Annotated in this window: 12 protein-coding genes; 4 read left to right on the top strand and 8 right to left on the bottom strand. The window is 70.5% G+C overall.

Annotated elements, in window-relative coordinates:
• Nucleotides 1-3: 3 nt before the first annotated feature.
• The 4 genes from ftsL to AS029_RS09730 all read right to left on the bottom strand — a co-directional run bounded on the left by ftsL (nucleotide 4) and on the right by AS029_RS09730 (nucleotide 2,846).
• Nucleotides 4-630, bottom strand: coding sequence for a cell division protein FtsL (gene ftsL / locus AS029_RS09745; protein ID WP_058232384.1), 627 nt, complete (start codon nucleotides 628-630; stop codon nucleotides 4-6).
• Entirely contained in the window at nucleotides 627-1,580 is a 954-nt protein-coding gene (rsmH, locus tag AS029_RS09740; RefSeq protein WP_175456653.1) for a 16S rRNA (cytosine(1402)-N(4))-methyltransferase RsmH, read from the bottom strand. The genes ftsL and rsmH overlap by 4 nt, the downstream gene beginning before the upstream one ends.
• 99 nt (nucleotides 1,581-1,679) lie before the next feature.
• Nucleotides 1,680-2,111 (bottom strand): division/cell wall cluster transcriptional repressor MraZ, encoded by a 432-nt coding sequence (gene mraZ / locus AS029_RS09735; protein WP_058232382.1) that lies wholly within the window; start codon nucleotides 2,109-2,111, stop codon nucleotides 1,680-1,682.
• A gap of 345 nt (nucleotides 2,112-2,456) precedes the next feature.
• The gene (locus AS029_RS09730) at nucleotides 2,457-2,846 is read right to left on the bottom strand and encodes a DUF3040 domain-containing protein (RefSeq protein ID WP_058232381.1); all 390 of its coding nucleotides are present in this window, start codon (nucleotides 2,844-2,846) and stop codon (nucleotides 2,457-2,459) included.
• 64 nt (nucleotides 2,847-2,910) lie between these two features.
• On the opposite strand from AS029_RS09730, the gene AS029_RS09725 reads away from it, so the two are divergent.
• Entirely contained in the window at nucleotides 2,911-3,990 is a 1,080-nt protein-coding gene (locus AS029_RS09725; protein WP_058232380.1) for a polyprenyl synthetase family protein, read from the top strand.
• A 32-nt stretch (nucleotides 3,991-4,022) separates the two neighbouring features.
• Here the strand turns inward: AS029_RS09725 and AS029_RS09720 are convergent, their stop codons facing one another.
• A complete protein-coding gene (locus tag AS029_RS09720; RefSeq protein ID WP_058232379.1) occupies nucleotides 4,023-4,367 on the bottom strand; it encodes an Rv2175c family DNA-binding protein in 345 nt (114 codons plus the stop codon).
• 148 nt (nucleotides 4,368-4,515) lie between these two features.
• Between AS029_RS09720 and AS029_RS09715 the strand changes: the two genes are divergently transcribed.
• Nucleotides 4,516-5,505, top strand: coding sequence for a lytic transglycosylase (locus AS029_RS09715; RefSeq protein WP_058232378.1), 990 nt, complete (start codon nucleotides 4,516-4,518; stop codon nucleotides 5,503-5,505).
• Between the two features lie 54 nt (nucleotides 5,506-5,559).
• Entirely contained in the window at nucleotides 5,560-7,512 is a 1,953-nt protein-coding gene (pknB, locus tag AS029_RS09710) for a Stk1 family PASTA domain-containing Ser/Thr kinase (protein ID WP_058232377.1), read from the top strand.
• Between the two features lie 213 nt (nucleotides 7,513-7,725).
• Here the strand turns inward: pknB and AS029_RS09705 are convergent, their stop codons facing one another.
• From AS029_RS09705 to AS029_RS09695, 3 genes are read right to left on the bottom strand one after another with little or no spacing between them, the layout of a single operon-like run.
• A complete protein-coding gene (locus AS029_RS09705; RefSeq protein ID WP_058232376.1) occupies nucleotides 7,726-9,066 on the bottom strand; it encodes a class II 3-deoxy-7-phosphoheptulonate synthase in 1,341 nt (446 codons plus the stop codon).
• Between the two features lie 9 nt (nucleotides 9,067-9,075).
• Nucleotides 9,076-9,789, bottom strand: a complete 714-nt coding sequence (locus AS029_RS09700; RefSeq protein WP_058232375.1) for a lysophospholipid acyltransferase family protein — start codon at nucleotides 9,787-9,789, stop codon at nucleotides 9,076-9,078.
• A 2-nt stretch (nucleotides 9,790-9,791) separates the two neighbouring features.
• A complete protein-coding gene (locus tag AS029_RS09695) occupies nucleotides 9,792-10,727 on the bottom strand; it encodes an ROK family glucokinase (protein ID WP_058232374.1) in 936 nt (311 codons plus the stop codon).
• A gap of 166 nt (nucleotides 10,728-10,893) precedes the next feature.
• Here AS029_RS09695 and AS029_RS09690 point away from each other — a divergent pair, with 166 nt between their 5' ends.
• Nucleotides 10,894-12,720: an AMP-dependent synthetase/ligase gene (locus AS029_RS09690; RefSeq protein ID WP_058232373.1), complete on the top strand. Its 1,827-nt coding sequence runs from the start codon at nucleotides 10,894-10,896 to the stop codon at nucleotides 12,718-12,720.
• Nucleotides 12,721-12,853: the final 133 nt, after the last annotated feature.

Genomic DNA, 12,853 nt, shown 5'->3' with positions numbered 1-12,853 from the left:
TTCTCATCGTGTCGCGGGTGTGGGCAGACCGTCGCTGATCGCCGGGGGTGTCGTGGATACGGTCTCCGGCGCCGTGGCGTCGGCGGGAGCGGTGGCCGCGGCTTCCGGTGCCGTGCCCCCCGTCTCGGTCGTCGCCGCGGACGGGTCGGTGACCAGCGGCACACCGGCGATGAGGGAGTTGCCGACGGAGCCGCGCCCCTTGGCATCCACCGACGAGGTCGTGTCGGCCGGCTTGTCGGATCCGACCACCGCGCCGTCGCTCAGGCGCAGGTAGGTGGGCGACTCATCGATGACCATGCCGAGGGCGGCGGCGTTGGCGGCGAGGTACTGGGGCGAGCTGAGGCCCGCCGTCTCGTCGAAGAGGATCTGCTTCTGGTAGGTCAGGTCGCGCTGCTGCTGGGTGAGGGAGGCGATCTCGAAGGAGCTCTGCGTGGTCAGGATGCCGAGACCCATCTGCGCGAGCACGATCACCAGCGCCCCCGTCACGGCGATGATGCCGAACAGCCGGCGCGGCACCCGCCGACGCGCGGGCGCGGGTACGACGGTGAGACGACGCTCGCGAACGGGCGTCGGGAAGTCGGGGAGGAACGCCTCGTCGATCCGGGGATCGATGGCCGGGGTTGCACTCATACGTCCTCCTGGATCCGCTCGGCTGCGCGCAGGCGCACGGGGGTGGCGCGGGGGTTGACCGCGCGTTCGTCGTCGCTCGCGAGCTCGGCGCCGCGCACGAGCAGCCGGAACGTCGGTGCGTGTTCGGGGAGCTCGACCGGCAGACCCCGGGGGGCGGTGGAGGTCGAGGCGTCGGCGAACACGCGCTTGACGAGACGGTCTTCGAGCGACTGGTACGACAGCACGACGATGCGTCCGCCGACCCCCAGCACGCTCAGGGCCGCGGGCATCGTGCGCTCGAGCACCGACAGTTCGGCATTGACCTCGATGCGCAGGGCCTGGAAGACGCGCTTGGCGGGGTGTCGCTCGCGCAGCACCGCCGCGGGCGTGGCCTCCTGCAGCACCTCGACGAGCTGAGCGGAGCGCTCGAGCGGCGCCTTCTGACGCGCAGCGATGATGGCGCGGGCGTACCGGCCCGCGAGCTTCTCTTCGCCGTACCGCTCGAAGATGCGGCGCAGATCGCCCTCGCCGTAGGTGGCGAGCACCTCGGCCGCGGTGACGCCCTGGGTCTGATCCATGCGCATGTCGAGGGGGGCGTCCTGCGCGTAGGCGAACCCGCGCGCGGCCTCGTCGAGCTGGAGCGAGGACACCCCGAGGTCGAACAGGATGCCGTCGACCGTGGACACTCCCGCGGATGCCACGGCCTCGGCGATGCCGTCGTAGACGGTGTGCACGAGGGTCACGCGGTCGCCGAAGCGCGCCAGCCGCTCCCCCGCGATGCGCAGGGCGTCGGTGTCGCGGTCGAGGCCGATCAGGCGCGCCTCGGGGAAGCGCTCGAGGAACGCCTCGGAGTGCCCGCCCATGCCGAGGGTGCCGTCGACGAAGACGGCGCCGGGCTTCTGCAGGGCCGGACCCAGCAGCTCGGCGCAGCGCTCGAGCAGGACGGGGGTGTGGATGTCGCGGATGTCCATGATGACGGGGGCGGCTCCTTCGGCTCTGATCCCCATCCGCATCGACCTGGCGCCGGGGAAGTGCGTCAGGGCGTGCGGCTGGGCATCACAGCCGGAGGGTCAGAACAGTCCCGGGATCACCTCCTGCTCCATCTCGGCGTACGTCTCTTCGTTGCTCTCCGCGTAGGCGTTCCAGGCCTCGGCGTCCCAGATCTCGGCATGCGCCCCGACGCCGGTGACGACGAGCTCGCGGCCGAGGCCGGCGTAGGCCCGCAGGGCGGGCGGAACGGTGATGCGGTTCTGGCTGTCGGGCTTCTCGGCGCTGGCCCCCGAGAGGAACATGCGCAGGAAGTCGCGGGCCTGCTTGTTGCTGAGCGGAGCCTCGCGGATCCGCTCGTGCACGCGCTCGAACTCCTCGGTGCTGAACACGTAGAGGCAGCGGTCCTGCCCCCGGGTGATCACCACTCCGGCGCCGAGATCGTCACGGAACTTCGCGGGCAGGATGACGCGCCCTTTGTCGTCGAGCTTGGGGCTGTGCGTACCGAGCAGCATTCGGGCGTCCACCCCCTTCGTCCGGCCAGCGAAGTTTCCCCCACTTTACTCCACAGCCCTCCACTTGGCTATCGAAAACAGGGGTCTTTCGCCCGGAAGCGGCGGTGTGTACTGTGTCGCGGCGCTGAGGTGCAACGGCCGACAGGCGCGGAAACATGCGGATCCTCGACCCTTCTCCACCCGGTGCGGCCCGTCGGTGGAGGAAAAGGGAGGAATCCGCGCGCCGCGTCACGTGCGCACGGGTCGTGACGCCCGGCGCTCAGGGATCGCGCGCGACGCGTGGATCGCCGGGCGCACGAAAAAGCACCGGCTCCGAAGAGCCGGTGCGTTGTCGTTACAGGCGGGTCAGGGGTTCTCGCGCCGGCGGTCCCAGCGCTCGTTCATGCGATCCATGAACGACGAGCCGGACGCGCGAGGGCCGCGGGGCTTCGACCCGGCGGAGGCGGACGGGGCGGTGGCGACGGCACCACGGGTGGGGGTCACCGCGAACACGACCCCGCCGACCATGAGGACGAAGCCGAGGACACCGATCGCGATGCCGAGGAAGCCCGTGTTGAAACCGATCGACACGCCGACCACGAGGGCACCGAGACCCGCGAGCACCATGATCGAGCCGAGGACGATGTTGCGGTAACTCAGGGCGCGACTGGGGGCCGACACGACGTCGGTGTCGTTACTCATGAGATGGCGTTCCATCTCATCCAGCAGACGCTGCTCCTGTTCGGAGAGTGGCATGCATCCCCCTCTATTCTTCGGTGTGGACGATTCTACGTGGGGCGAGGATCACTAGGCTAGGCCCGTGCCGACCTCGCCGGAACCGATCGAAGCTGTTTCCCAGCGACTCGACACGTTCCTCTCCGAACAGCTATTGTACGCCGCCGCACTCGGCCCCGAGGCCGAGATGCTCACCCGCTCGGGCGCTTCTGCGCTACGGGGAGGCAAGCGTCTGCGCGCCCGTTTCTGCCTCACCGGCTGGGGTGCCGTGCAGCCGTCGGCGAGCGGTTTCACCGACGCGGCCCTCGCCGTGGCGACCTCGCTCGAGATCTTCCACGCGGCCGCCCTCGTGCACGACGATCTCGTCGACAACTCCGACACCCGTCGCGGCCAGCCCGCCGCCCACCGGGCTCTGCAGAACGCGCATCGGGATGCCGCCTGGACCGGCGACTCCGACACGTTCGGACGGTCGGGCGCGATCCTGCTCGGCGACCTCCTCGTCGCGTGGAGCGACGACCTGCTCGAAGAGGGCCTGAACGGTGCCGCCACCGCCGCGGCGACGCGACGGGCCTACGCGCAGATGCGCCGCGACGTCACCATCGGCCAGTTCCTCGACGTCGCCGAGGAGTCCGCGTACACCGTCTACCCCGACGACACGCACGCCGAGCGTGCGCTGCGCGTCGCGTCGTACAAGTCGGCGCGCTACAGCATCCAGCAGCCGTTGCAGATCGGCGCGGCGCTCGGCGGTGCCGACGACGCCCAGCTCGACGCTCTCGGCCGCTTCGGACACGACGTCGGCATGGCCTTCCAACTGCGCGACGACGTGCTCGGCGTCTTCGGCGACACCGCGGTGACGGGCAAGCCCGTCGGCGACGACCTCCGCGAGGGCAAGCGCACCGTGCTCGTCGCCTACGCGCGCGAGGCGGTCACGGCCGACGAGCGGCGAGCGATCGACGCGCGTCTGGGCGATCCGGCTCTGGATGCCGAGCAGATCGGCATCCTGCAGCGGACCATCGTCGACACCGGGGCGCTCGCGCGCACCGAGGAGCTCATCGCCGATTACGCGCGGCGCGCCGATCTGGCCCTGCAGAACGCCCCGCTGGATAACGAGGCCGTCGGCAACCTGCGCGCGCTCGCCCGCGCGGCGACCGAGCGCGCGGCCTGACCAGCGCCCGGCGCACCCGCCGGGATCCGCCCTCAGGCGAGGGTCGCCGCGACCCGTCGCACCTCGCTCTTGCGACCGGCGCGCAGCGCCTCGATCGGGGCCACGCCGATGGTGTCCTCGGGCTCGAGCAGCCAGTCGATGGTCTCGTCGGGATCGAACCCGGCGTCGTGCAGCACGATGATGGTGCCGCGGAGGGCCGGGATCGGTCGCCCGTCGACGAGGAAAACCGCCGGGACCTTGAACACGCCGTCGCGGCGCGAGCCGACGAGGTAGTTCTCGTCGAGGAGTCGGCGGACGCGCCCCAGGGGCTCGTCGAGCAGCTCGACGAGGTCGGGGATGGTCAGCCAGTCGGTCTCGTAACGGGTGGTCTCGGTCACGATGCAACTATCTCATCCCGATGCCACCGAGGATCGAGCCGACCGGATGTTCACGTTCGTCACACACGTCACATGCGCCTCACACGTTGACATCCGCCTCAGAGCGTGTCAGCGTGGCGGGCAGTCCGACGAACGGAAACCCCCCACCATGCGCCGACTCACTCTGTCTCCCCTGCCGACCCGACGCGTGGTCGCCACCTGGCCGGCGGCCGTCGCCGGCACCATCGCCCTCAGCCTCGCCGGTGAGGGTGCGGCCCACGCGGCGCCGCCTACTCCGCCGCTCAGCTCCCTGCCGACATCGCCGATCAAGACCCTCCCCGCGCTCGCCTCCCTCAGCGGACCGACGACCTACACGGTGCAGCCCGGCGACACCGTGTGGGGGATCGCTCGCGCGAACGGGCTCGACGTCGCCTCGGTGCAGGCCGCGAACGGCCTCGGTGCCGACAGCGTCATCCGCCCGGGCCAGGTGCTGGTGCTCGGCGGCGCTCCCGCCTCGTCGACGCCCGTCGCCCCCGCAGCCCCCGCGCCGGCTCCCGCCGCCGTGACGCACGAGGTCCAGCCCGGAGACACCGTCTCGGCGATCGCGAGCGCGAACGGCGTCTCGCTCGACGCGGTGCTGAGCGCGAACGGCCTCACCCGCGCCTCGATCATCTACCCGGGCGACGTGCTGCAGATCCCCTCCGGCTCCCCCGCCGCAGCCCCCGCGGCCGTCGCACCCGCGACCGCCCCCGGCCTCGACGTCGAGCAGTCCGACAACGCCCGGCTGATCATCCGCATCGGGCGCGAGCTCGGCGTCTCCGACCACGGCATCCGGATCGCCCTCGGAACGGCCATGCAGGAGTCGTGGCTGCGCAACATCGACTGGGGCGACCGCGACTCGCTCGGGCTCTTCCAGCAGCGTCCCAGCATGGGCTGGGGCACCCGCGAGCAGATCCTCGATCGCGAGCGCTCGACCCGTGTCTTCTACGGTGGACCCTCCGACCCGAACGGGTGGCAGACCCGCGGCCTGCTCGACATCCCGGGCTGGGAGCAGATGCCCTACGCCGATGCCGCACAGGCCGTGCAGATCTCGGCCTATCCCGACCGTTACGCCCAGTGGGAGCAGCCCGCCACGACCTGGCTCGCGGTTCTCGGTTGAGGTGAGGGTGAGCCGTTGCCGGGGCTCACAGGGGCCGCTCCGTAGACTCGCTACGTGAGCACGAGTCAGCAGGCAGACCCGCTGATCGGCCGTCTCGTCGACGGTCGATACCGGGTGCGCGCGCGCATCGCGCGCGGCGGCATGGCGACCGTGTACGTCGCGACCGACCTGCGCCTTGAGCGCCGTGTCGCACTCAAGGTCATGCACGGCCACCTCAGCGACGACACCGTGTTCCAGAGTCGGTTCATCCAAGAGGCCCGCTCGGCCGCCCGCCTGAGCGACCCCCACGTCGTCAACGTCTTCGACCAGGGCCAGGACGGCGACATGGCCTACCTGGTCATGGAATACCTGCCCGGCATCACCCTGCGCGAGCTGCTGCGCGAACACCGGCGCCTCACGATCGACCAGACGCTGACGATCATGGATGCCATCCTCTCGGGGCTGGCCGCGGCCCACCGCGCGGGCATCGTGCACCGCGACGTCAAGCCCGAGAACGTGCTGCTCGCCGAAGACGGCCGCATCAAGATCGGGGACTTCGGCCTCGCGCGCGCGACGACCGCCAACACCGCCAGCGGCGCGCAGCTCATGGGGACGATCGCCTACCTCGCGCCCGAGCTCGTCACCCGCGGCACCGCCGATGCGCGAAGCGACATCTACTCGCTCGGCATCATGCTCTACGAGATGCTCACCGGCGAGCAGCCCTACAAGGGCGAGCAGCCGATGCAGATCGCCTACCAGCACGCGACCGACTCCGTGCCGCGCCCGAGCGCGAAGAACCCCGCCGTCCCCGAGCAGCTCGACGAGCTGGTGCTATGGGCGACCGAGCGACAGCCCGACGACCGTCCGCTCGACGCGGGCAGCATGCTGGAGCGCCTCCGCGCGGTCGAGAAAGACCTGGGTCTCGCGCCGCAGGTCGCCCGCGCGGTCGCCGTCGGCACCACGGGCACCACCAGCGCCGCGGAGTCGCGCGAGCTCACCAAGGTCCTCCCCCAGACCGCGTCGCTGCCCATCGCGACCGCCGACGAGCCCGACAACGCCGCGCGCCTGCGCACGCGCACCAAGCGGCGCTCGGCCCGCGGCGTCTGGACGCTGGTGCTCGTGCTGCTGCTGGCCGCGGCTGCGGCGGGGACCGGGTGGTACTTCGGCAGTGGGCCGGGCTCTCTCGTCGCGGTGCCCGACGTCTCGCAGCGGAGCTATGCCGACGCCGAGGCGCTGCTGGCGGCAAACGAGCTGGTCGCGCAGCCGCAAGAGGTGAACGACCGCGAGATCCCCTCGGGCACCACCGTCGGCTCCGATCCCGCCCCCGGCGAGCGTCTCGACAAGAACACGGTCGTGACCGTCTTCGTCTCCGTGGGCCCTGCCACCCACCAGATCCCCGACCTCTCGGGCAAGAGCGTCGACGAGGTGAACGGCATCTTCGAAGCCGCCTTCGTGGGCGTCGCGGCCGACCCCGCCCGGGAGTTCTCGGATGCCGCCGACGGCACCGTGCTGTCGGCATCCGTCATCCCGCGATCGGGCGGCGACGCCGTCGGGTGCACCGAGGGCTGCACGGTGTACGAGGGCGATGCGGCGTCGTTGGTCGTCTCCCTCGGCCCGCTCCCCGACGTCTCCGGCGAATCGCGGTCCTCCGCCGAACGCATCCTGAGCCAGGTCGGCATGGAGACCTCGTTCTCGGAGCGCTACAGCAACAGCGTGGCATCCGGGGTCGTCATCGGCATCGGCGACCGCGACGGCGAGGGCAACTGGCGCCCGGGAGACACCGTGCCCGTGATCGTCTCCCTCGGACCCGAGCCCGTGGAGATCCCCGGCAACGTCGTGGGCATGACGATCCGCGAGGCCGTGACGGCGCTGGAGGGCCTCGGCTTCGAGGTCAACGCCGGCATCGACGACGGCACCCTGCCGCTGGGGTTCAAGTACTGGGACATCTACAAGGTGCGCGCCACCAATCCCAAGGCCGGAACGACCGCGCCGAAGGGGTCGACGATCACGCTGACGCCGACGCTGTAGCTCGCGGCGGCGTGCGCGCGCGGGTCGTGGTCTCGACGGGATCGACCACCTCCGACCGGTCCGCCGCGGCGCGAGTTCGGTCGCCGCAGCGGGCAGTGCGCTCGTCCTGGCGCCGCACCCAGGTCCCCGAGCTTGTCGAAGGGACCGGACACCGGTCGAACGACGACGCCCCCGACCACACGGATCGGGGGCATCGCGCAGACAGGCCGCGGGTCAGCGCTTCTCGAGCTCCTCGGCGACGAGGAACGCGAGCTCCAGGCTCTGACGGTGGTTCAGACGCGGGTCGCACAGGCTCTCGTAGCGGGTCGCGAGGGTGGCCTCGTCGATCTGCTCCGAGCCGCCCAGGCACTCGGTGACGTCGTCGCCGGTGAGTTCGACGTGGATGCCGCCGGGGTGCGTGCCGACGGAACGGTGCGCCTCGAAGAACCCGCGCACCTCGTCGACGACGTCGTCGAAACGACGCGTCTTGTAGCCGGTCGGCGTGGTGATGCCGTTGCCGTGCATCGGGTCGGTGACCCACAGCGGCACAGCTCCCGAGTCGCGCACGGCCTCGAGCAGCGGCGGCAGAGCGTCGCGGATCTTGCCGGCGCCCATGCGTGTGATGAACGTCAGTCGGCCGGGCTCGCGCTCGGGGTCGAGCTTGTCGATGAGCGCGAGCGCCGTCTCGGGCGTCGTCGTCGGACCGAGCTTCACGCCGATGGGGTTGCGGATCTTCGAGAAGTAGTCGACGTGCGCGCCGTCGAGCTCGCGCGTGCGCTCACCGATCCACTGGAAGTGCGACGAGGTGTTGTAGGCCAGTCCCGTGCGCGAATCGATGCGGGTCATCGGACGCTCGTAGTCCATGAGGAGGCCCTCGTGGCCGGTGTAGAACTCCACGCGCGTGAGCTCGTCGAAGTTCGCGCCCGCGGCCTCCATGAACTTGATGGCCCGGTCGATCTCGGTGGCCAGACGCTCGTAGGCCTGGTTGGCGGGCGTGCTGGCGAAGCCCTTGTTCCAGCTGTGCACCTCGCGGAGGTCGGCGAACCCGCCCTGCGTGAACGCGCGGATGAGGTTCAGAGTCGACGCCGCCGTGTGGTAGCCCTTGAGCAGGCGGCCGGGGTCGGCCTTGCGCGACTCCTCGGTGAAGTCGTATCCGTTGACGATGTCGCCGCGGTAGGCCGGCAGGGTGACGTCGCCGCGCGTCTCGGTGTCGCTCGAACGGGGCTTGGCGAACTGCCCCGCCATGCGACCCATCTTGACGACGGGCATCGAGGCGCCATACGTCAGCACGACCGCCATCTGGAGCACCGTCTTGATGCGGTTGCGGATCTGCTCGGCGGTCGCACCGGCGAACGTCTCGGCGCAGTCACCGCCCTGCAGGAGGAACGCCTGACCGGCGGCGGCGCGAGCGAGGCGCTCACGGAGGATGTCGACCTCGCCGGCGAACACCAGCGGCGGGAGGGTCGACAGCTCTTCGGATGCCGCGGCCACCGCGCCCTCGTCATACCACTGCGGCTGCTGCTTGATGGGCAGGGTTCGCCAGTGGTCGAGGTCGTGGAGGAGCTGCTGATTCACCCCTGAAGTCTAGTGGCGCGACGTCGGCGCCTTCGCCGCCTGCGCGGTCGCCAGGCGGTCCTTCACCGTGGAGGCGTAGACGTCCTCGTACCGCTGCTCACCCAGGCGCTGCAGGGCCACCATGATCTCGTCGGTGACGCTGCGCAGCACGTAGCGGTCGCCCTCCATGCCCTCGAAACGGGAGAAGTCGAGCGGTTCGCCGATGACGATGCCCACGCGTCCGACTCGGGGAAGGCGCTGACCGATCGGCATCACCGAGCCGGTGTCGACCATGACGACCGGCACGACGGGGACGCGGGCCTCCAGCGCCATGCGGGCGATGCCGGTGCGGCCGCGGTAGAGAGTGCCGTCGGGGCTGCGCGTGCCGTCGGGGTAAATGCCGAGCAGTTCACCGCGGCCGAGGACGCCCAGCCCGGTGTTCAGCGAGGCCTCCGACGCCTTTCCTCCCGAGCGGTCGATGGGCAGCTGACCCGTCGCGGTGAAGAACATCCGCGTGGCCCACCCCTTGATGCCCTTGCCGGTGAAGTAGTCGCTCTTGGCGAGGAACGCCATGCGGCGGTCGATCATGAGCGGCAGGAAGATCGAGTCGGAGAACGAGAGGTGGTTGCTGGCGAGGATCGCCGCCCCCTCCGCCGGGATGTTGCGCCGGCCGACCATCCACGGGCGGAACACGGCCTTGATCACCGGCCCGATCACCACGTACTTCATCAGCCAGTAGAACATCGTCAGCGCTCCTTCCCGGCGAGGTCGGCGACCCCGATGAGACCGGCGTCGTTGCCGAGTCGCGCGATGGCGAAATCGGCGACCGGACGTTCACCGTACCCCGGCAGCGACGTCTCGTACGCGAGCTTCACCGGAGCCAGCAGATCGGCCCCCAGCTGGGCGACACCACCGCCGATGACGAACAGCTCCGGGTCGAGCACGGCCTGGAAGCCGCCGCACGCCTCACCCAGGGCGGTGGCGACGCGGCGGAGCGCCTCGATCGCGCCGGGGTCGCCGGCGAGCACGAGTCGCGAGACGGCGGGACCCGGGATCGCGCCCTTCTCTTCGCGGATCGCCGCCAGCGCCGCCCCGATGCCGCCCTCGTCGGCGATGGCGTTGGCCTCGCGTTGCAGGGCGCGGCCCGAAGCGTACTGCTCGAGGCATCCGTTCTGCCCGCACCCGCACGGGTGCCCGCCGCGGACGAAGCGCATGTGGCCCAGCTCCCCGCCGATTCCGTGACCGCCGCGGAAGAGCTCGCCGCCGCTGACCACGGCGCCGCCGACGCCCGTGCCCATGGTGAGCATGACCATGTCGCGCACGCCTCGGCCGGCGCCGAAGCGGTACTCGCCCCAGCCAGCCGCGTTGGCGTCGTTCTCGATGGTCACGGGCGCGTCGAGGCGCTGCTCCAGGCGGGCGCGCAGCGGCTCGTCGCGCCAGTCGATGTTGGGGGCGTAGATGACCGTGCTGCGATCCAGGCTGATGAACCCCGCCGCCGCGACGCCGATTGCGTGGACATCGTGGGCGCGGCGCAGGTGGTCGGCCATGTCGACCACGGCATCCACGAGGGCTGCGGGGTCGATGGGGGTGTCGACGCGGAGCTTCTCGATGATGGTGCCGTCGTCGTCGACGACGCCCCCCGCGATCTTCGTTCCCCCGATATCGATGCCGACGTTGCGCACCGCGCTCCCTTCCGGGCCGGCCGCGCGGCTCGGCCCGGAGCAGTCTAGCCACCCCGGAAGCCTCGCGCGGGAACGCTCCCTCGCGGTGTGGGCCGCAGACCGGTGGATAGACGCGGATAGACTCGACGGACCTGATCGACATCTTTCCGGTACCGAAGGAGTTGCCGTGATCCAGTTCGACCGTCCCCCTCTCGTCCCCGCGGATCCGGATGCCAACGCCTCCGACCTGCTCGCCGACCGCGTCCGCGCGACGCCGGAGCGCCCGCTGTTCGCCGTCCCCGACGCCGGCGGCTGGCGTGATGTCACCGCCGCGGAGTTCGAACGCCAGGTCATCGCCCTCGCGAAGGGTTTCGTCGCCGCGGGCGTGCAGCCGGGCGAGAAGGTCGCGTTCATCGCCCGCACGACCTACGACTGGACCCTGGTCGACTTCGCGCTGTTCTATGCGGGTGCCGTCATGGTGCCGGTCTACGAGACGAGCTCGCCGTCGCAGATCTCGTGGATCCTCTCCGACTCCGGCGCGGTCGCCGTGGTGCTCGAGTCCGCCGAGCACGCCGAGCGCCTCGACGAGGTGCGCAGCGATCTGCCGCTCGTGCGCGCCGTGTGGGCGATGCACGCCGGCGACCTCGACACCCTGGTGGCCAACGCGACGCACATCACCGACGAAGAGATCGAGCGGCGCCGTCACCTCGCGAAGGCGTCGGACGTGGCCACGCTCATCTACACCTCCGGATCGACGGGGCGCCCCAAGGGATGCGTGCTGGTGCACAGCAACTTCGTCGAGCTGGCGCGCAACTCCGCCAAGGCGCTGCACGAGGTCGTCGAGACCCCGGGCTCCTCGACGCTGCTCTTCATCACGACGGCACACGTGTTCGCACGATTCATCTCGCTGCTGAACATCCACGCCGGCGTCAAGACGGGCCATCAGCCCGACACCAAGCAGCTGCTCCCCGCGCTCGGCACCTTCCAGCCGACCTTCCTCCTCGCCGTCCCGCGGGTGTTCGAAAAGGTCTACAACTCCGCGGAGCAGAAGGCCGAAGCCGGCGGCAAGGGCAAGATCTTCCGCGCCGCCGCCGACACCGCCATCGAGCACTCACAGCGCCTGCAGGAGGGGAAGAAGATCCCCCTCCCCCTCAAGCTGAAGTTCGCGCTCTTCGACAAGCTCGTGTACTCCAAGCTCCGGGATGCCATGGGCGGGCGCGTCGTCTACGCGGTGTCGGGGTCGGCACCGCTCGGCCCCCGCCTCGGCCACTTCTTCCGCAGCCTCGGCGTCGTCATCCTCGAGGGCTACGGCCTCACCGAGACCACGGCCCCGGCGACGGTCAATCTCGCCACCAAGGCGAAGATCGGCACCGTCGGTCCCGTGCTCCCCGGTGTCGGCGTGCGCCTGGCCGACGACGGCGAGATCCAGGTGCGCGGGATCAACGTGTTCCGCGAGTACTGGCAGAATCCCGAGGCCACCGCCGAGGCGTTCGACGGCGAATGGTTCAAGACCGGCGACATCGGCGCGTTCGACGACGACGGCTTCCTCGCGATCACCGGCCGCAAGAAGGAGATCATCGTCACCGCCGGCGGCAAGAACGTCGCCCCCGCGGCCCTCGAGGACCCCATCCGCGCGAACCCGATCGTCGGCCAGGTCGTCGTGGTCGGCGATCACAAGCCCTTCATCGCCGCCCTCGTGACCCTCGACCCCGAGATGCTGCCGACCTGGCTGGCGAACAACGGCCTGCCCGCCGACATGTCGCTGGCCGAGGCGAGCACGAACGACAAGGTGCGCGCCGAGGTGCAGGGAGCGATCGACCGGGCCAACGCCCGCGTCTCCCGCGCGGAGTCGATCCGCAAGTTCACGATCCTGCCCACCGAGTGGACCGAGGCCAGCGGACACCTGACGCCGAAGATGAGCATCAAGCGCAACGTCATCGTCTCCGATTTCGCCGAGGACATCGAAGACATCTACGCGGTCCCGGTCAACACGACCAACGTGTCGCTCCCCTGACGCCCGCGACGACGACGGCCCGGTCCCCTCGGGGGCCGGGCCGTCTCGCGTCACGAGAACAGGAGATGCGACGAGAACAGGGCGCTGTGCGCGTGAACGGCCTGTCCTCGGCGCGATCCCTGTTCTCGTGGCA

The sequence above is a fragment of the Microbacterium enclense genome, assembly GCF_001456955.1.
GTDB classification, from domain to species: Bacteria; Actinomycetota; Actinomycetes; order Actinomycetales; family Microbacteriaceae; genus Microbacterium; species Microbacterium enclense.
Note: the sequence above shows the minus strand (reverse complement) of the source record. Positions and strands in the feature narration are given on the sequence as shown.

Excerpts from the sequence above, each read along its gene's own strand:
- ftsL (WP_058232384.1), bottom strand. The coding sequence starts at position 630 with ATGAGTGCAACCCCGGCCATCGATCCCCGGATCGACGAGGCGTTCCTC.
- rsmH (WP_175456653.1), bottom strand. The coding sequence starts at position 1,580 with ATGGACATCCGCGACATCCACACCCCCGTCCTGCTCGAGCGCTGCGCC.
- mraZ (WP_058232382.1), bottom strand. The coding sequence starts at position 2,111 with ATGCTGCTCGGTACGCACAGCCCCAAGCTCGACGACAAAGGGCGCGTC.
- AS029_RS09730 (WP_058232381.1), bottom strand. The coding sequence starts at position 2,846 with ATGCCACTCTCCGAACAGGAGCAGCGTCTGCTGGATGAGATGGAACGC.
- AS029_RS09715 (WP_058232378.1), top strand. The coding sequence starts at position 4,516 with ATGCGCCGACTCACTCTGTCTCCCCTGCCGACCCGACGCGTGGTCGCC.
- AS029_RS09700 (WP_058232375.1), bottom strand. The coding sequence starts at position 9,789 with ATGTTCTACTGGCTGATGAAGTACGTGGTGATCGGGCCGGTGATCAAG.